16 protein-coding genes and 1 pseudogene are annotated in these 16,592 nt (G+C 71.9%); 12 read left to right on the forward strand and 5 right to left on the reverse strand.

From position 1 onward, the window contains the following. Positions 1-29 precede the first annotated feature (29 nt). Complete coding sequence (locus AADR41_RS09900) at positions 30-1,397, reverse strand: FAD-dependent oxidoreductase (RefSeq protein WP_342280951.1); 1,368 nt, start codon at positions 1,395-1,397, stop codon at positions 30-32. A gap of 258 nt (positions 1,398-1,655) precedes the next feature. On the opposite strand from AADR41_RS09900, the gene AADR41_RS09905 reads away from it, so the two are divergent. From AADR41_RS09905 to AADR41_RS09950, 10 genes are all read left to right on the forward strand, one after another. Further along, entirely contained in the window at positions 1,656-3,722 is a 2,067-nt protein-coding gene (locus tag AADR41_RS09905; RefSeq protein ID WP_342280952.1) for a SpoIIE family protein phosphatase, read from the forward strand. A gap of 212 nt (positions 3,723-3,934) precedes the next feature. Next, positions 3,935-5,323, forward strand: a complete 1,389-nt coding sequence (locus AADR41_RS09910) for a wax ester/triacylglycerol synthase family O-acyltransferase (protein WP_342280953.1) — start codon at positions 3,935-3,937, stop codon at positions 5,321-5,323. A 146-nt stretch (positions 5,324-5,469) separates the two neighbouring features. After that, positions 5,470-6,462: an aldo/keto reductase gene (locus AADR41_RS09915; protein ID WP_342280954.1), complete on the forward strand. Its 993-nt coding sequence runs from the start codon at positions 5,470-5,472 to the stop codon at positions 6,460-6,462. Between the two features lies 1 nt (position 6,463). Next, entirely contained in the window at positions 6,464-6,775 is a 312-nt protein-coding gene (locus AADR41_RS09920) for an L-rhamnose mutarotase (protein WP_342280955.1), read from the forward strand. Position 6,776: 1 nt separating this feature from the next. Next, positions 6,777-7,634 carry an amidohydrolase family protein gene (locus AADR41_RS09925; RefSeq protein WP_342280956.1) on the forward strand — a complete coding sequence of 286 codons (858 nt, stop codon included), beginning with the start codon at positions 6,777-6,779 and terminating at the stop codon, positions 7,632-7,634. 33 nt (positions 7,635-7,667) lie between these two features. Next, positions 7,668-8,528 (forward strand): Fpg/Nei family DNA glycosylase, encoded by an 861-nt coding sequence (locus AADR41_RS09930; protein WP_342280957.1) that lies wholly within the window; start codon positions 7,668-7,670, stop codon positions 8,526-8,528. An 88-nt stretch (positions 8,529-8,616) separates the two neighbouring features. Beyond that, entirely contained in the window at positions 8,617-9,369 is a 753-nt protein-coding gene (locus AADR41_RS09935; RefSeq protein WP_342280958.1) for a LytR/AlgR family response regulator transcription factor, read from the forward strand. Between the two features lie 62 nt (positions 9,370-9,431). Then, positions 9,432-9,794, forward strand: coding sequence for a hypothetical protein (locus tag AADR41_RS09940; RefSeq protein WP_124720456.1), 363 nt, complete (start codon positions 9,432-9,434; stop codon positions 9,792-9,794). Then, on the forward strand, positions 9,791-11,272 hold the full coding sequence (locus AADR41_RS09945) for a sodium/solute symporter (protein WP_342280959.1): 1,482 nt from the start codon (positions 9,791-9,793) through the stop codon (positions 11,270-11,272). Before AADR41_RS09940 ends, AADR41_RS09945 begins: the two co-directional genes overlap by 4 nt. Then, positions 11,269-12,459 carry a sensor histidine kinase gene (locus tag AADR41_RS09950; RefSeq protein WP_342280960.1) on the forward strand — a complete coding sequence of 397 codons (1,191 nt, stop codon included), beginning with the start codon at positions 11,269-11,271 and terminating at the stop codon, positions 12,457-12,459. The genes AADR41_RS09945 and AADR41_RS09950 overlap by 4 nt, the downstream gene beginning before the upstream one ends. A 19-nt stretch (positions 12,460-12,478) precedes the next feature. Here AADR41_RS09950 and AADR41_RS09955 read toward each other — a convergent pair whose 3' ends face one another. Then, positions 12,479-12,997, reverse strand: a complete 519-nt coding sequence (locus AADR41_RS09955; protein WP_342280961.1) for a hypothetical protein — start codon at positions 12,995-12,997, stop codon at positions 12,479-12,481. A gap of 125 nt (positions 12,998-13,122) precedes the next feature. On the opposite strand from AADR41_RS09955, the gene AADR41_RS09960 reads away from it, so the two are divergent. Then, entirely contained in the window at positions 13,123-13,320 is a 198-nt protein-coding gene (locus AADR41_RS09960; RefSeq protein ID WP_266687011.1) for a zf-HC2 domain-containing protein, read from the forward strand. Here AADR41_RS09960 and AADR41_RS09965 read toward each other — a convergent pair. The 3 genes from AADR41_RS09965 to AADR41_RS09975 form a co-directional block, all read right to left on the reverse strand. After that, a complete protein-coding gene (locus AADR41_RS09965) occupies positions 13,254-13,823 on the reverse strand; it encodes a sigma-70 family RNA polymerase sigma factor (RefSeq protein ID WP_342280962.1) in 570 nt (189 codons plus the stop codon). The two genes, AADR41_RS09960 and AADR41_RS09965, sit on opposite strands and share 67 nt — an antisense overlap. A gap of 202 nt (positions 13,824-14,025) precedes the next feature. Next, positions 14,026-15,468: an amino acid permease gene (locus AADR41_RS09970; protein WP_342280963.1), complete on the reverse strand. Its 1,443-nt coding sequence runs from the start codon at positions 15,466-15,468 to the stop codon at positions 14,026-14,028. 108 nt (positions 15,469-15,576) lie between these two features. Beyond that, a complete protein-coding gene (locus tag AADR41_RS09975) occupies positions 15,577-16,038 on the reverse strand; it encodes a universal stress protein (protein ID WP_259929010.1) in 462 nt (153 codons plus the stop codon). Between the two features lie 164 nt (positions 16,039-16,202). On the opposite strand from AADR41_RS09975, the pseudogene AADR41_RS09980 reads away from it, so the two are divergent. After that, a pseudogene (locus AADR41_RS09980) lies at positions 16,203-16,415 on the forward strand (polysaccharide deacetylase family protein); the annotation flags it as partial. Positions 16,416-16,592: the final 177 nt, after the last annotated feature.

Here is a 16,592-nt window from a genome sequence, read left to right on the forward strand (position 1 = left end):
GCGGCCGGCCGGAAGGGTGCGCCGTACGGTCAGGAACGGGGCTCGGAGGCGTCCAGCATGGCCTCGCGCTCCACGACCTTGATCCGCTCGCGGTCCTGCTCCTCGCCCAGGGCCCGCTCGTGCGCGTCCAGGCGGTACCAGCCCTCGCGGGTGGTGTAGCGGACGCCGCGCTCCTCCAGGAAGGCGGTGACGGCCTCCGGCTCGGGCCGGACGGGGGCGGGCAGCCGTCCCTCGGCCTGGTCCTCCAGCAGGCAGGCCACGGTCTCGTTGGCATCACCCTTGGTGTGGCCGATCAGGCCGATCGGGCCGCGCTTGATCCAGCCCGTGACGTACACCGAGGGCATGTGCTCCCCGCCGTCGACGACGCGTCCGGCGGCGTGCGGGACGGTGCCGGAGACCACGTCGAACGGGAGCTTCGGGAGCTCCTGCGAGTAGTAGCCGACCGCGCGGTAGACGCTCTGCACGTCCCAGTCGGTGAAGCCGCCGGTGCCCTTGACGTTGCCGGTGCCGTCCAGCTCGGTCCGCTCGGTGCGCAGGCCGACGACCCGGCCGTCCTCGCCGAGGATCTCCACCGGGGACTCGAAGAAGTGCAGGAACAGCTTGTGCGGCCGGTCGCCGACATCGCGGATGGCCCAGTTCTCCAGTGTGGAGGCGACCATGTTGGCCTGCTTGTTGCTCCGCCGGGTCTCGATCGAACCCGCGTCGTACTCGATGTCCTCGGGGTTGACGATGACCTCGATGTTCGGCGAGTGGTCCAGCTCCCGCAGCTCCATGGGGCTGAACTTGGCCTGCGCGGGGCCGCGGCGTCCGAAGACGTGCACTTCGAGGGCCTTGTTGGCCTTGAGGCCCTCGTAGACGTTGGCGGGGATCTCGGTCGGCAGCAGCTCGTCCGCCGTCTTGGCGAGGATCCGCGCCACGTCCAGGGCCACATTGCCCACGCCGAGGACGGCGACCTTCTCCGCCTCCAGCGGCCAGGTGCGGGCCACGTCGGGGTGGCCGTCGTACCAGGAGACGAAGTCGGCGGCGCCGTGGGAACCGTCCAGGGCGCTGCCGGGGATGTCGAGCGCGCGGTCCGCGTCGGCCCCGGTGGAGAAGATCACGGCGTCGTAGAAGGACCGCAGATCGTCCAGGTCGATGTCGTTGGGGTAGTCGACGTTGCCGAACAGGCGCAGCTGCGGCTTGTCGAGCACCTGGTGAAGTGCCTGGACGATGCCCTTGATCCGCGGGTGGTCCGGGGCCACTCCGTAACGGATCAGGCCGAAGGGGGCGGGCATCCGCTCGAACAGGTCGATCGAAACACCCGGTTCCTGGGCGGCCTCGGATTTCAGCAGCGCGTCCGCTGCGTAGATGCCGGCGGGGCCGGCTCCGACTATGGCGACGCGGACGGGGCGGGTCATCAGGTGCTGGTCCTTAGAACGTGCTGATGCGGACAGTGCAGCTCAGGGTAAAGGTAAGGCTGGGCTTACCGTCTCCACGGAACACCGTAACCGGTGCCGGTCCGCAACTTCGGGGCGGTTCGCCCTGCGAGACGTCCGGGACCGCCGTCCGGTGCCCGAAATGGCTTGAAGTGCACTCGGGTGGCGCGGGGTGAAGGATTCGCCCAGCTGTGCGGGGTTCGCTCGAAGAATCGGACAAATGATGGCAGAGTGACCCACATGGATGATCGGGTAGCGGGTGCCCTGTCACTCCCGGACGACTGGCCCGCCCACCCGGATCTCAGCCTCGCCCTGAACCGTATGGGCAGCTTCGACTGGGATCTCGACAGTGGCCTCATGCACATGGACCGGCCCGCGCTCGACGTGTTCGACCTGCGGGCCGACGAGTACGACGACCGGCCGGAGTCGCTCGGGCAGCGGGTGCCGGCGGACGAGGGTGTGCGGCTCGACGCCATGGTCGCCCAGGCGCTCAAGAGCGGGCAGAGCAACTACGGCGCGTACTTCAGGATCAAACGGCGCGACGGCAGCCTCCGCTGGACCCACACCCAGGGCTTCATCCGGCGGGACGACACCGGCCGCCCGCACCGCATCATCGGGATCGTCCGCGAGGCGACCCAGGAGCTCGCCGACTCCACCGCCCGCCGGGAGCTGGACCTGGAGCGGCGCCGCCGCACCAGCCTGGTGGACGGCACCACGGCCGCCCTGGCCCACGCCCGCACCGTCGGCGACGTCATCGAGGTGCTCAAGAACTCCCAGGGCCTGGCACACCTCGGCGCGACCAGCCTGGTGATGGGGCTGATGGAGGCCGGACGCATCCATCTGGTGGCCGACGGCCCGGAGGACTCGTTCGTGCCCGGCACCCGGTACACCCGGACGGACGAGCAGTACCCGATGAGCGAGGTGGTGCGCACGCTCGCGCCCCGCTTCATCGAGTCCGCCACCGACTTCGCCACCTCGTACCCCATCCTGTGGCCCCACATCAGCCACCTCGGCATCACCTCGGCCGCCTATCTGCCGCTGATCGCCCAGGCTCGCCCCATCGGCGCGCTCGGCCTGCTCTACAGCGACAAGGACGGCTTCACCGGCGACGAACGCAATCTGCTGGTCGCGCTCGGCAGCTCCATCGCGCAGAGCCTGCAACGGGCCATGCTCTACGAGCAGGAGCACGACCTCGCCGAGGGCCTGCAGCAGGCCATGCTGCCGCGCAGGATCCCGGACGTGCCGGGGGCGCAGGTCGCCGTCCGGTACCGATCGGCCCGGCTCGGCCGGGACATCGGCGGTGACTGGTACGACGTCATTCCGCTGCCCGGCGGCCGGGTCGGGGCCGTCATCGGCGACGTGCAGGGCCACGACACCCACGCGGCGGCCGTCATGGGGCAGCTGCGCATCGTGCTGCGCGCCTACGCGGCCGAGGGGCACAGCCCCGCCACGGTCATGGCGCGGGCCTCCGTCTTCCTCCACGAGCTGGACACGGAACGCTTCGCGACCTGCACCTACGCCGAGGTCGACCTGACCACCGGGGTGGTGCAGCTGGTCCGGGCCGGCCACGTCGACCCGCTGGTGCGCGAGAGCGACGGCAGCTGCCGCAGGCTTCCCGCGGAGGGCGGGCTGCCGCTGGGGCTCTCGGCCGAGTTCGGGCGGCTCGAATACCCGGTCAGCACCGTCGAGCTGGATCCCGGCCAGACCCTGCTGCTGTTCACCGACGGGCTCGTGGAGCTGCCGGGCGCCGATCTCGACGAGGGCATACAGCTGCTGACGGCCATGGTGCGCAACGGCCCGCAGGACCTCCAGCGGCTGGCCGACCGGCTCTGCGAGGAGGTCGACGAGCGCGGCGGCGAGGACGATGTCGCGGTCCTGCTGCTGCGCCGCAAGGTCGCCCACGCACCCCAGCCGGGAGGCCGGCTCCAGCAGCACGTCGCACAGAGCGACCCGGAGGCACTGAGCTCGGCGCGGCACATGATCCGGGCGGCGGTACGTGCCTGGGGCGCCAAGGCGCGGGCCGACGAGGTCGAGCTCGCCGCCGACGAGCTGATCACCAACGCGCTCATGCACACGGACGGCGGGGCCATCGTCACCATCCGGGTGCTCACCGGCCCCGAGCGGCGGCTTCGGGTCGACGTCGAGGACCGGTCCAGCGCGCTGCCCAGGCGCCGGGACGCAGGGGAGGCGGGGGTCTCCGGGCGGGGGCTGATGCTGGTGGACCGGCTGGCGGATCTGTGGGGCGTGGAGTCCCGGGGCAGCGGCAAGTGCGTCTGGTGCGAATTCGTGATCCCCGCACATGAGTGACGAGCGTGATTCCGGCCCGCGGGTGACGAGCGTGATCCCGGCCCGCGGCGGGTGACGAAAAAACTCTTATCCACCCGCATGGAATTCCACTGCCGAAAACGCGCATCCTACTCGACAGTAACAGAACGTAACATGTCTGTACTTGACCGTAACCGATCGTGAGCGATTGACTGCGACCCGTCAGTCTTTGTCTTCGATGACATGAGGACCCGTTGGGAACTGAGCTGCTGGCACCGCTCGATCTGGCCTTCTGGCACCTCGAATCCGATGCCCACCCGATGCATCTCGGCGCACTCGCCGTCTTCGCCCCCGCCCCCGGCCCGGCGCACGGGGCCGACGCGGAGACCGTGCTCGAACTGCTGGGCACCCGCGCCGCCGCCATTCCCCGGCTGCGGATGCGGGTCAGGGACGTCCTGCTGCCCGTCGGGGGTGCCGCCTGGTTCGTGGACAAGGACTTCGACGTGCACCGGCACATCGAGCGGGTACGGCTGACCGGCGCGGAGGCGCGGGACGAGGACGGCGGATTCATGGCGGGCGCCACCCGGCTCGCCGGCGAACTGATGGAGCGGCCGCTCGAACGCGGGCTGCCGCCCTGGCAGATGTACGTGATCGGCGGAGTCGACGGCGGGCCCTTCGCGGTGCTCGTCAAGCTCCACCACGCGCTGGCCGACGGCATGCGCGCGGTTGCCATCGGCGCCGGGATCTTCGACGAGATCGCCGCCGCCGGACGCCCCCGCGCCGGGGCCCCCGCCCGCCGGGCGCGCACCGTCCCGCCCCGCTCCTGGATGCCCGGCCCGCGCCAGGTGGCCGGTCTCGCGCTCGGCCGGATCGAGGACCTCGGGCGGGCGTTCGGCGTCGGTGCCTCCATGGTGCGGGCCAGCCGCCTCGACCCGCGCGGGGCGCCCGCGCTCACCGCGAGCTCCAGCGGCACCCGGCGCCTGGCCACGGCGGACCTGGACCTCGAAGCCGTCCAGCGGATCCGCCGCGCCGCGGGCGGTACGGCCAACGACGTCCTGCTCGCCGTCGTCGCCGGAGCGCTGCGCCGCTGGATGCGGGAGCGCGGCGAGCCGCTGCCCGACGAGGATCCGCGCGCCCTGGTGCCGGTCTCCCGCCGCAGGCCGGGCCAGGCGGCGGCGAGCGGCAACAAGCTCTCCGCCTATCTGCTCGGGCTCCCGGTCGGCGAACCCGACCCGTGGCGGCGGCTCGCCCTCGTCCGTACCGCCATGGACCGCAACAAGACAGCCGGCCCCTTCCGCGGCGCCGGTGCCGTCGCCGTGCTGGCCGACCAACTCCCCTCGCTGGCCCACCGGTTCGGAGCGCCGCTCGCCGGGAACGCCGCCCGGATGCTCTTCGACGTCCTGGTCACCAGCGTGCCGCTGCCGCGCTCGGCGCTCTCCCTCGGCGGCTGCCCGCTGCGCGCCGTCTACCCGATGGCGCCGCTCGCCAGGGGGCAGTCCCTCGCCGTCGCGCTGTCCACGTACGGCGGCCGGGTGCGGGTCGGGCTGGTGGCCGACGGCAAGGCGCTGCCCGACCTGGACCGGCTGGCGCGCTGCGCCGACGACGAGGTGGCCGAGCTGCTCACGCTGCTGACGACGCGCTGAGCGACCGCCGCTCCGATCCGCCATAGGTCGGACAGATGTCCGGGAAAGTGTCACAGGCGGAGGCGCCTGAGGTGTTGACGTGCCCAAGTGATCCGATGAATATTCGCTGTGTGCAAGAAGCGATCATTGGGGAGGGCGGCGGAAGCATGCGGCGCAACAGGCTGGGAAGCAGCGCGGTCGAGGTCACCGAGCTGTCCTTCGGGGCGGCGGCCATCGGTAATCTCTTCACCGTCGTCGAACCGGCACGGGCGGCCGCGGCGGTCGGCACCGCCTGGGACGAGGGCATCCGCTACTTCGACACCGCACCGCACTACGGACTCGGCCTCTCCGAACGGCGACTGGGCGAAGCCCTGCGCGGCCGGCCCCGCGACTCGTACACGCTGTCCACGAAGGTGGGACGGGTGCTCGACCCGCTGCCCGCCGGAGCCACCGGCTCCGCGAACGGCTCCGACGTCCTGTCCGAGGGCTTCGCCGTGCCCGCCACCCACCGCCGCCGCTGGGACTTCAGCGCCGACGGCGTACACCGCAGCATTGAGGACAGCCTGGAACGGCTGGGCACCGACCGCATCGACATCGCCTATCTGCACGACCCGGACGACCACGCGGAAGCCGCGTTCCACGAGGCCTACCCGGCGCTGGAGAAGCTGCGCGCACAGGGCGTCGTCGGCGCCATCGGTGCCGGAATGAACCAGACGGCGATGCTGACCCGGTTCCTGCGCGACACCGACGTCGACGTGGTGCTCTGCGCCGGGCGCTACACCCTCCTCGACCAGTCCGCGCTCACCGAGCTGCTGCCCGAGGCCGCCGCCCGGGGCCGCAGCGTGGTCGTCGGCGGCGTCTTCAACTCCGGCCTGCTCGCCGACCCGCGCCCCGGCGCCACGTACGACTACGCGGCCGCACCCCTCTCCCTCCTGGACCGGGCCCTGCGCATCAAGGCCGTCACCGAGGGCCACGGCGTCCCGCTGCGCGCCGCCGCCCTGCACTACCCGCTCGCCCACCCCGCCGTCGCCGGAGTCCTGGTGGGCACCCGCTCCCCGGACGAGGTGCGCGACGCCGCCGCCCTGCTCCGCCGCGAGATCCCGGACGAGCTCTGGGCCGAACTGCGCGCCGAGGGCCTGCTGACCGAGAACGGACACTGACATGAGAATCGCCCTGCACACCGAGGTCCGCGCCGACCGCATCGAGGAGTACGAGGCCGCACACCGCGAAGTCCCGGCGGAGCTCACCGCCGCGATCCGTGCGGCGGGCGCCACCTCCTGGACGATCTGGCGCAGCGGCACCGACCTCTTCCACGTCATCGACTGCGAGGACTACGCCGCACTCCTCGCACAGCTGGAGCAGCTCCCCGTCAACGTCGCCTGGCAGGCCAGGATGGACGAGCTGCTCGACGTGTCCCACGACTACTCGGCCGACGGCGCCGCGGCCGGGCTCCCGGTCGCCTGGGAGCTGTGACATGGCGGGCCGGCAACGGATCGTCGATGCCCACCACCATGTGTGGGACCTGTCGGTACGCGACCAGGACTGGATCACCGGCGACGAACTCGCCCCGCTCCGGAGGAACTTCGCGCTCGCCGACCTGGAGCCCGAGGCGCGCGCCGCCGGAGTGTGCGCCACCGTCCTCGTCCAGACCGTCACCGTCCCCGACGAGACCCCCGAGTTCCTGGCCCTCGCCCACGACAGCGACCTCGTCGCGGGCGTCGTCGGCTGGTGCGACCTGACCGCGCCGGACGTCGCCGACACCCTGGCCGCGCTGCGCGAACTCCCCGGCGGCGACCGGCTCACCGGCATCCGCCACCAGGTCCAGGGCGAACCCGACCCCGGCTGGCTGCTGCGCCCCGACGTCCTGCGCGGACTGCGCGCCGTCGCCGCCGCCGGACTCGTCCACGACGTCGTCGTACAGGCCCGCCAGCTGCCCGCCACCGTCCAGGCCGCCGCGCTGCTGCCCGAGCTGACCTTCGTGCTCGACCACGCGGGCAAGCCGCCCGTCGCCGCCGGGGAGACGCGCCCCTGGGCCGAGGACGTCCGCGCCCTGGCCGCCCGCCCCAACACCGTCTGCAAGCTCTCCGGGCTGGTCACCGAGGCCGACCCGCGCGCCTGGACCGTGCGCGACCTGCGCCCCTACGCCGACACCGTCCTCGACGCCTTCGGCCCCGACCGGCTGATGTTCGGCTCGGACTGGCCCGTCTGCCGGCTCGCGGCGACGTACGGGGAGGTCGTCGACGCGGCACGCGCCCTCACCGACTCCCTCACCGAGGACGAACGGGACCGGGTGTTCGCCACCACGGCCGAGCGGGTCTACGGCCTTGGATAGGCATTGCGCCGAGGCTTCCGGCAGTCTGGGACCGTGCCCGAACTGCCGGAAGTCGAAGCCCTGCGGGTCTTCCTCGACGACCACCTGGTCGGCAAGGAGATCGACCGCGTCCTGCCGCTCAACGTCAGCGTCCTCAAGACGTACGACCCACCGCTGTCCGCCCTGCACGGCACCACGGTCACCGGCATCGCCCGGCACGGCAAGTTCCTGGACATCGGCGCCGGGCCACTGCACCTGATCACCCATCTCGCCCGGGCCGGCTGGCTGCGCTGGAAGGACGCCTTCCCCGCCGAGCCGCCGCGCCCCGGCAAGGGCCCCCTGGCGCTGCGCACCGTGCTCACCGGCGGTGACGGCTTCGATCTCACCGAGGCGGGCACCACCAGACGTCTCGCCGTGCACCTGGTGCACGACCCGGCCGAGGTCCCCGGCATCGCCCGGCTGGGCCCCGACCCCCTCGCCGGCTCCTTCGACCGTGACACGTTCGCCGCGCTGCTCGCCGGTGAGCGCCGCCGGATCAAGGGCGCCCTGCGCGACCAGTCGCTGATCGCAGGCATCGGCAACGCCTACAGCGACGAGATCCTGCACGTCGCGAAGATGTCGCCGTACCTGCTCACCGCGAACCTCACCGACGAGCAGATCACCACCCTCCACACCGCGCTGCGCAGCACGCTCCAGGACGCGGTCGCCCGCTCCAGCGGCCTTGCGGCCGGGAAGCTCAAGGCCGAGAAGAAGAGCGGGATGCGGGTCCACGGACGCACCGGCGAGCCCTGTCCGGTCTGCGGGGACACCATCCGCGAGGTGTCGTTCAGCGATTCCTCGCTCCAGTACTGCCCGACCTGCCAGACCGGCGGCAGGCCGCTGGCCGACCGCCGCCTGTCCAGGCTCCTCAAATGACCCGCCGGGGTCCGGGGGACGGAAGGTACGCGAAGAAGCGGTGAATCACCCGGCCCCGCACGCCCGTGCGCGCTCTACACTCCGGCCCATGCTCCGCGTACTCGCCGTCGACGACGAAGAACCCGCCCTGGAGGAACTGCTCTACCTCCTGCGCGCCGATCCCCGGATCAGCAGCGCCGAGGGGGCCACCGGGGCCACCGAGGCACTGCGCCGCATCGGCGCCGCCGTCGAGGCGGGCCCGGACGACCCGGCCGCCATCGACGTCGTGTTCCTGGACATCCACATGGCGGGCCTCACCGGCCTCGACGTCGCGCAGCTGCTGGCCGGGTTCGCCGCGCCGCCGCTCATCGTCTTCGTCACCGCCCACGAGGGCTTCGCCGTCCAGGCCTTCGACCTGAAGGCCGTCGACTACGTCCTGAAGCCCGTACGCCGCGAGCGGCTGGCCGAGGCGGTGCGCCGGGTCGCCGAACAGGTCGGCGACCGCTCCGCGCCCGTGCTCGACACGGCGGGCGACCAGATCCCGGTGGAGCTCGGCGGCGTCATCCGGTTCGTCCCGATCGACGACATCGCCTATGCCGAGGCCCAGGGCGACTACGCCCGGCTGCACACCGCCACCGGCAGCCACCTCGTCCGCGTCCCCCTCACCACCCTGGAGGAGCGCTGGCGCTCCCGGGGCTTCGTGCGCATCCACCGACGCCATCTCGTCGCCCTGGGCCGGATCGACGAACTCCGCCTCGACGCGGGCAGCATGAGCGTCCGCATCGGCTCCGCGGAGCTCGCGGTCAGCCGCCGCCACACCCGCGCGCTGCGTGATCTGCTGATGCGCCAGACCGGCCGCTGACCAGCGCCTACCGGGATCCGGCCCTTCCCACGGCGGTCCGGTGCCGCATACACTCCGGGCCCATGTCCGCAGAGCCAGCGCCCCGGCGCGAAGTGGTGACGGGGGAGCCCCGGCGGGTGCGCCCGCTGCCCCGCTACCGCACCCAGTCGGAGATCGACGAGCAGACCGCGCTCGGCGGCGCGTACGTCCGTTCGCTGATGCGCAGCCAACTGCGCGCCGGACTGACCGCGTTCGCGGTCCTCGCCGTGGTCGTCGGGACGCTGCCCCTGGTCTTCGAGGCACTGCACAGCGCCGCGCTCGTCTGGGCGGTACTCGGATTCGCCGCCTACCCGCCGCTCACCCTGATCGCCTGGTGGTACGTGCGACGGGCCGAGCGCAACGAACGCGACTTCGCCCGGCTCGTGGAAGGCCGCCCCGCACAGTGAGCCGTACGTACGCGGTGGCCGCGGTGGCCACCGTCGTCCTCGCGACCGTCCTCGTCGGCGGCTTCGGACTGCGCATCTCCCGCACCACCTCCGACTTCTACGTCGCCTCACGCACCGTAAGGCCCCGGCTCAACGCCGCGGCCATCAGCGGCGAATACCTCTCCGCGGCCTCCTTCCTCGGCATCGCGGGCCTGGTGCTGGTGCACGGCCCGGACATGCTCTGGTACCCGGTCGGCTACACCGCGGGCTATCTGGTCCTGCTGGTCTTCGTCGCCGCACCGCTGCGCCGCTCGGGGGCGTACACGCTCCCCGACTTCGCCGAGGGCCGGCTGGAATCACGGCAGGTGCGCAGACTGGTCAGCGTCTTCGTGGTCGCGGCGGGCTGGCTCTACCTCGTACCCCAGCTCCAGGGCGCCGGGCTGACGCTCAAGATCCTCACCGGGGCGCCCGGCTGGCTCGGCGACGTGCTCGTCGCGTCCGTCGTCGTCATCGCCGTCGCCGCGGGCGGCATGCGGTCCATCACCTTCGTGCAGGTCTTCCAGTACTGGCTGAAGCTGACCGCGCTCCTCGTCCCCGCGATCTTCCTGGTACTCGCCTGGCAGGGCGACGGACGGCCCCGCGTCACCTTCGACGACCAGCTCACCGTCTTCCGCGCCGACCACCCGCTGTACGCCACCTACGGGCTGATCGTCGCCACCTTCCTCGGCACCATGGGCCTGCCGCACGTCGTCGTCCGCTTCTACACCAGCCCCAACGGCCGCGACGCCCGCCGCACCACGGTCGCCGTCCTCGCCATGATCGGCGCCTTCTACCTGCTGCCCCCGGTCTACGGCGCACTGGGCAGGCTGTACGCCCCCGAGCTGATCCACGGCGGGGACGCGGACGCCGCCGTGCTGCTGCTGCCCGGCCGGATCGTCGGCGGACTCGGCGGGGACCTGCTCGGCGCGCTCATCGCGGGCGGCGCCTTCGCGGCGTTCCTGTCGACCGCCTCCGGGCTCACCATGGCCGTCGCCGGGGTCATCACCCAGGACGTGCTCCCCTCGCGCGGTGTACGGCACTTCCGGCTCGCCACCGTCCTCGCCATGTGCGTACCGCTGGCCGGTTCGCTGGTCGTGAGCCGGGTGCCGGTGGCCGACTCCGTGGGCATGGCGTTCGCCGTCTCCGCGTCCTCCTTCTGCCCACTGCTGGTCCTCGGCATCTGGTGGCGGCGGCTGACCCCGCCCGGCGCCATCGCCGGACTGCTGCTCGGCGGCGGCTCCGCGTTCCTGTCCGTCGCCATCACCGTCAGCGGCGCGGTCCGCCCACCGGGCTGGCCGCACACCCTGCTCGCCTGGCCCGCCGTCTGGTCGGTGCCGGTCGGCTTCCTCGCCATGATCCTGGTGTCCCTCGCCACCCCCGGCCGGATACCCCCCGGCACCAATGCCGCCATGACCCGCTTCCACCTGCCCGAGGCGCTGACATCGGGGAGGCACCGATGACCGGCGCCGGATACGCCGTACTCGTCCTGCTCACCCTCCTGCTGCTCGCTGCCGGATTCCTGCTCGGCCGGCGCACCGCCCGGCCCGTCCGCACCAGCGACGTCGGAACACCCGTCGAGCACGCCACCTTCGAGACCCTGCACACCGCCTCGCTCGCCGCACCCCCGCTGCGCGCCGGTCTCACCGAGGAGAGTGCCCGCAGATCCGCCCGCCGGCTGCGCTCCCTGCTCGGCACCGACGCGCTCTGCCTCACCGACCGCGACCGGGTCCTCGTCTGGGACGGCGAGGGCGAACACCACGGCCGCCACGTCATGGACCAGGTGCGGGACCTCCTCGCCAGCGGCCGGGGCACCGCCTTCCGCAGCGACTGCGACGACCTGGACTGCCCGCTGCGCTGGGCCGTCGCCGTGCCGCTCACCGTCGACAACCGGGTGCTGGGCACCCTGATCGCCTACGCCCCGCGCGAGTCCGCGGTGCTGGCACGGGCCGCCGGAGAGGTGGCCCGCTGGGTCTGCGTACAGCTGGAACTCGCCGAACTCGACCGCTCCCGCACCCAGCTCATCGAAGCCGAGATCAGAGCGCTGCGGGCCCAGATCTCCCCGCACTTCATCTTCAACTCACTGGCCGCCATCGCCTCGTTCGTCCGCACCGACCCGGGACGGGCCCGCGAACTCCTCCTGGAATTCGCCGACTTCACCCGCTACTCGTTCCGCAGCCACGGCGACTTCACCACCCTCGCCGACGAACTCCACTCCATCGACCAGTACCTGGCACTGGTACGGGCCCGCTTCGGCGAACGGCTCCTGGTCACCCTCCAGGTCGCCCCCGAGGTGCTGCCCGTCGCCCTGCCGTTCCTCTGCCTCCAGCCGCTCGTCGAGAACGCCGTCAAGCACGGCCTCGAAGGTGCCGTCACCTCCAGCCGGATCACCATCAGCGCCCTGGACGCCGGCTCCGAGGCCGAGGTCGTCATCGAGGACGACGGCACCGGCATGGACCCGGAACGGCTGCGTCACATCCTGCGCGGCGAGGGCGGCCACTCCACCGGGATCGGACTGCTCAACGTCGACGAACGGCTCCGCCAGGTGTACGGGGACGACTACGGACTGGTCATCGAGACGGGCGTCGGCGCCGGGATGAAGATCACCGTACGACTGCCGAAGTACCGGGCCGGTGTGCACGGTTCCTGACCGGCCGGACCGGTTCCCGTCAGTGGAGATGGATCGCCAGATGCCCCAGCGGCAGTCCCAGCTGCCAGGCCGGCGTCCACACCTGGGCCGCCTCCTCCACCTCCGGCTCCTCGCCCTCCGGCTCCCACGGCGGCGGAGCGATCGCGTCGAGGTCGGCCGCGAGCAGCTCGGTCTCCTCCAGCCACCGCCAGGCCGCGCGGGCCAGCGCCAGATCGGGATCCGCCCCGGCCGTCCCGCCCGCCGGGGCCGCGTCAGGCGAGCCCAGCCGCTCACGGACCCAGCCGCACCACGTGGCCCCGTACGCCGTCAGCAGGCGCAGTTCGTCCAGCCGGGCCGCGGGCAGCGCGTCGGCCACCGAGCCGTCGGAGAGGAATATGGTCAGCGCCAGGGCGTCGCGCCCCGCGCGGTACTCCAGCGTGGACGGCTCCATCAGATCGCCGGTCCGCAGCAGATCGTCGGCGATGTACTCCGCGTACATCCAGTCCATCGGAACCAGCAGGCCGCCCCCACCGGTTCCGTCCTGACGCTCCGGGCGCATCCCGTCTCGCCTCTTTCTGTGTTCGGTACCGCGCTTCACGGAGCATTGAACCGGGGGAGCGCGCCCCGCGTGGCCAGAAGGACAGGATCCGTCACCACCGGATGCGTCGACGACACGAGGATGCGATGACCGCCGATCCCGGGGAGGGCCCGCACGTGCGCCATGAACTGGGTGCCTACGTACTCGACGCGCTCACGGCCGACGAGACCCGAACGGTCTCCCGTCATCTGCGGTCCTGCGACCGCTGCGCCGCCGACTACGTGGAGGCCGCCGAGGCCGTCTCCCTGCTCGCCCTGCTGCGCGAGGAGGACCTGCTGGAGTAGCCCGGGAGAGTGCGGGAGAGCCGGCGCAGCGCGTAGTAGGACCGGGACTTGACGGTGCCCGCCGGGATGCCGAGAGCCTGGGCGGTCTCGTCCACGGTGAGCCCGCGGAAGTACATGTGCACGAGGACCGCGCGGTGTTCCGGGCTGAGGGTGCGCACCGCATCGCGCACATCGAGCGCCGAGACCGTGGCCTCCGCGGTGTCGTCCCCGGCCGCCGTGGTCTCCAGCACGGTGTCGCAGACCTCGGTGGGCCGGGCCTGCCGGGAACGGCGGGCGTCGATCGCGAGCCGCCGCGCGACGGTGAAGAGCCAGGGCCGCATCGAGTCGTACGCGGAGTCGAAGGCCTCCGGGTGCTGCCAGGCCCGGACCAGGGTCTCCTGGAGCAGGTCCTCGGCGCGCTGCCGGTCGCCGAAGGTCAGACCGAGCAGGAAATGCAGCAGCGCGGGCCCGTGCTCCCGCTGGAGATCAGCGAGGGCCCGCCCATCGGTCGTCGTGATGGTCATCGTGAACGCCCTTCCCGCCGAGGTCCCTGCGGCTTCGCTGCCGACTGGCGTATACGAACCCATCGGGGCGCCGAGCAACAGGAGATGGGCGGCCTCGTGCGACGAGCGGTCGCACAGTGCGGCGAATGGTGCGGTGAACGGTCGGGCGGCGGCCGGCGCGGTGTGTACGAGGGGGCCGGGCGGCCGCCGCCCGACGGACCGGTCAGCTTGTTTCCGTGTCCGTTCCGGGCGTCTGCGCCATGTTCGACTTCCGGTACGAGTAGCCGAAGTAGATGACCAGACCGATCAGGAACCAGACCACGAACCGCACCCAGGTCTGCCACTGGAGGAAGGTGATCAGCCAGATCGAGAACACCACCCCGAGGGCCGGGACGAACGGCATGCCGGGGGTACGGAAGGTGCGCGGCAGGTCCGGCTGCTTGTAGCGCAGCACGATCACCGCGATGCACACCACGACGAACGCCAGCAGAATGCCGATGTTCGTCAGCTCGGCCGCCTCGCCGATCGGCAGGAATCCGGCGATCAGGGCCGAGGCGAATCCGACGATCCAGGTCACCCGGGTCGGTACGTGCCGGGTCGGGTGGGTCTTGGCGAACCACTTCGGCAGCAGTCCGTCACGGCTCATCGAGAACCACACCCGGGTCACGCCGAGCATGAAGGTGAACATCACCGTGAGGATGCCGATGATCGCGCCCACCGCGATCACATCGGCGAGCCGGTCGAGCCCCACCGACTTGAAGGCCGTGGAGAATCCGGACTCCGGGTCGATGTCCTCGTAGCTCTGCATCCCGGTCAGTACCAGGCAGGCCGCCACATAGAGCACCATGGAGATCGCGAGGGAGTACAGGATGGCCTTCGGCATGTGGCGCTGGGCGTCCTTGGACTCCTCGGCGGCCGTGGACATGGCGTCGTATCCGAACACCGCGAAGAACACCGTGGCCGCACCGGTGAAGGCCCCGCTCACCCCGAACGGGAAGAACGGGTTGTAGTTGGCGGTGTTGATGTGGAACACGCCGACGCCGATGACGAGCAGGACGACCAGGACCTTCAGGACGACCACGACGGTCTCGAAGCGGGCCGCGTTCTTGATCCCGAGGGTGAGCAGGTACGCCACGAGCAGACAGAGCAGCGCGGCGAACAGATCCACCTTGTGGCCGTCGCCGGTGCCGGGTGCGCCCAGCATCCACTTCGGCACTTCGAGCCCCATCTCCCCGAGCAGGAAGCTGAAGTAGCCGGAGATGCCGATCGCGACCACCGCCACGATCGCGGTGTACTCCAGCAGCAGGTCCCAGCCGATGAACCAGCCCACCAGCTCGCCGAGCACCGCGTACCCGTAGGTGTAGGCGGAGCCGGCCTTGGGGATCAGGCCCGCGAACTCCGCGTAGCTGAACGCGGCCGCGGCACTCGCCACGCCCGCGATCAGGAACGAGAGCAGTACCGCGGGACCGGCGGTGCCGTTCGCCACCGTGCCGGCCAGGGTGAAGATGCCCGCGCCGATGATGCCGCCCACGCCGATGGCCGTGAGCTGCCACAGTCCGAGCGTTCTGGTGAGCTGGGTGGCGACTTCCCCCGCCGGCCCTTTCTCGTCGATGTGCTCGATCGGCTTGCGGCGCAGTACACCCTCGCCCACTCGGAGCCTTGCCATGAGTCACCTCTCCGCTGACGGCTGTCCTGACGGGCGCTCATGATGGCCCAGGCGGAGCCGGTGCGGAAGACGGCGTGCCGTCCGGCGGAGTGGAGGATTCCGCGACGCCTAGGGGACCACCGTGACGGGCCAACGGCCCGCCTTGACCAGCCGGATCGCGACCGAGCCGATGAACCGGTGCCCGGCCGATTCCGACGCGCCCACGACCACGGCATCCGCCTTCAGCTCGTCCGCCGCGGTCACGAGTCCGTTGTAGGGGTCGCCGCGGAAGGTGTGGAACTCCCAGCGCACGTCCCATATGTCCTTCATCCGCCGGGTCGCCTCCCGGATCTCGCTCACCAGCCCCTCCGCGACCTCGCCGGTCGTGTCGGCGATCGGTGCGCCGAGAGCGGCCCCCGCGGGCAGTACCGGCTGGACGTAGACGAGGGCGAGCATGGCGCCCTGGCGGCGGGCCAGCCCCGCAGCGTAGGCCGCGGCACGCATGGAGGAATCGGACCCGTCGAGGCCTGCGACGATCACTTTCGGACCATCAGTGCCACGTTCGAACTTATGAGGCTGCGGTTCTGTCACGGCAGTGAGGCTATCCGTTGTCCGGGCCGACTCCGGAGCGGGCTGCGGCACGGTCTCGGCCGGGGCTGCCGGATGCCCTGACCGGGATCCCCCCATCGGGTGCAGAACCGTTCGCGGCCGGTGTCGACGGCAGGGGCGGGACCGGCGCCGCGCGAGCAGCTGGTCAGCCCATGGCCCGGACCGTCGACACGCTGGACCGGACCGAACCCGGTGTCGGCACCATCGTCCGCCGGGTCCGGGAGGGGGCCGCTCCCGGTGTCGTCGTGCTGTCGCACGACGCCGGGGGCGACCGTTCGCGGAGCGTGGCCGCACTGCGTCGGCACCTGCCCGAACCGCTCGACGACGGCTACCGGATCACGGTGCCCCGGCGCGGCTGAGGGCGACAGGACCGCGCGGGTCCGTGAGACGCCCGCGCCGTTCCGGTCAGGGCCGGACCGATGAGGGCCCGTCAGGGGTGGGCCCGAGGCGATCCCGCCGGGGGCGGAGCCGGGAGCGATCCCGCCGGGGGCGGACGTCGGCAGCCGGCCCGGTACGCCGTCCCCCCCGGGCCCGTA

Origin of the sequence: Streptomyces sp. CLV115, from assembly GCF_038448545.1 — a bacterium.
GTDB lineage: Bacteria > Actinomycetota > Actinomycetes > Streptomycetales > Streptomycetaceae > Streptomyces > Streptomyces sanglieri.

What these genes read in the sequence shown, in the direction of transcription:
- AADR41_RS09900 (WP_342280951.1), bottom strand. Translation starts at nt 1,397, where the DNA reads ATGACCCGCCCCGTCCGCGTCGCCATAGTCGGAGCCGGCCCCGCCGGC.
- AADR41_RS09905 (WP_342280952.1), top strand. Translation starts at nt 1,656, where the DNA reads ATGGATGATCGGGTAGCGGGTGCCCTGTCACTCCCGGACGACTGGCCC.
- AADR41_RS09915 (WP_342280954.1), top strand. Translation starts at nt 5,470, where the DNA reads ATGCGGCGCAACAGGCTGGGAAGCAGCGCGGTCGAGGTCACCGAGCTG.
- AADR41_RS09920 (WP_342280955.1), top strand. Translation starts at nt 6,464, where the DNA reads ATGAGAATCGCCCTGCACACCGAGGTCCGCGCCGACCGCATCGAGGAG.
- AADR41_RS09925 (WP_342280956.1), top strand. Translation starts at nt 6,777, where the DNA reads ATGGCGGGCCGGCAACGGATCGTCGATGCCCACCACCATGTGTGGGAC.
- AADR41_RS09935 (WP_342280958.1), top strand. Translation starts at nt 8,617, where the DNA reads ATGCTCCGCGTACTCGCCGTCGACGACGAAGAACCCGCCCTGGAGGAA.
- AADR41_RS09940 (WP_124720456.1), top strand. Translation starts at nt 9,432, where the DNA reads ATGTCCGCAGAGCCAGCGCCCCGGCGCGAAGTGGTGACGGGGGAGCCC.
- AADR41_RS09950 (WP_342280960.1), top strand. Translation starts at nt 11,269, where the DNA reads ATGACCGGCGCCGGATACGCCGTACTCGTCCTGCTCACCCTCCTGCTG.
- AADR41_RS09955 (WP_342280961.1), bottom strand. Translation starts at nt 12,997, where the DNA reads ATGCGCCCGGAGCGTCAGGACGGAACCGGTGGGGGCGGCCTGCTGGTT.
- AADR41_RS09960 (WP_266687011.1), top strand. Translation starts at nt 13,123, where the DNA reads ATGACCGCCGATCCCGGGGAGGGCCCGCACGTGCGCCATGAACTGGGT.
- AADR41_RS09965 (WP_342280962.1), bottom strand. Translation starts at nt 13,823, where the DNA reads ATGACCATCACGACGACCGATGGGCGGGCCCTCGCTGATCTCCAGCGG.
- AADR41_RS09970 (WP_342280963.1), bottom strand. Translation starts at nt 15,468, where the DNA reads ATGGCAAGGCTCCGAGTGGGCGAGGGTGTACTGCGCCGCAAGCCGATC.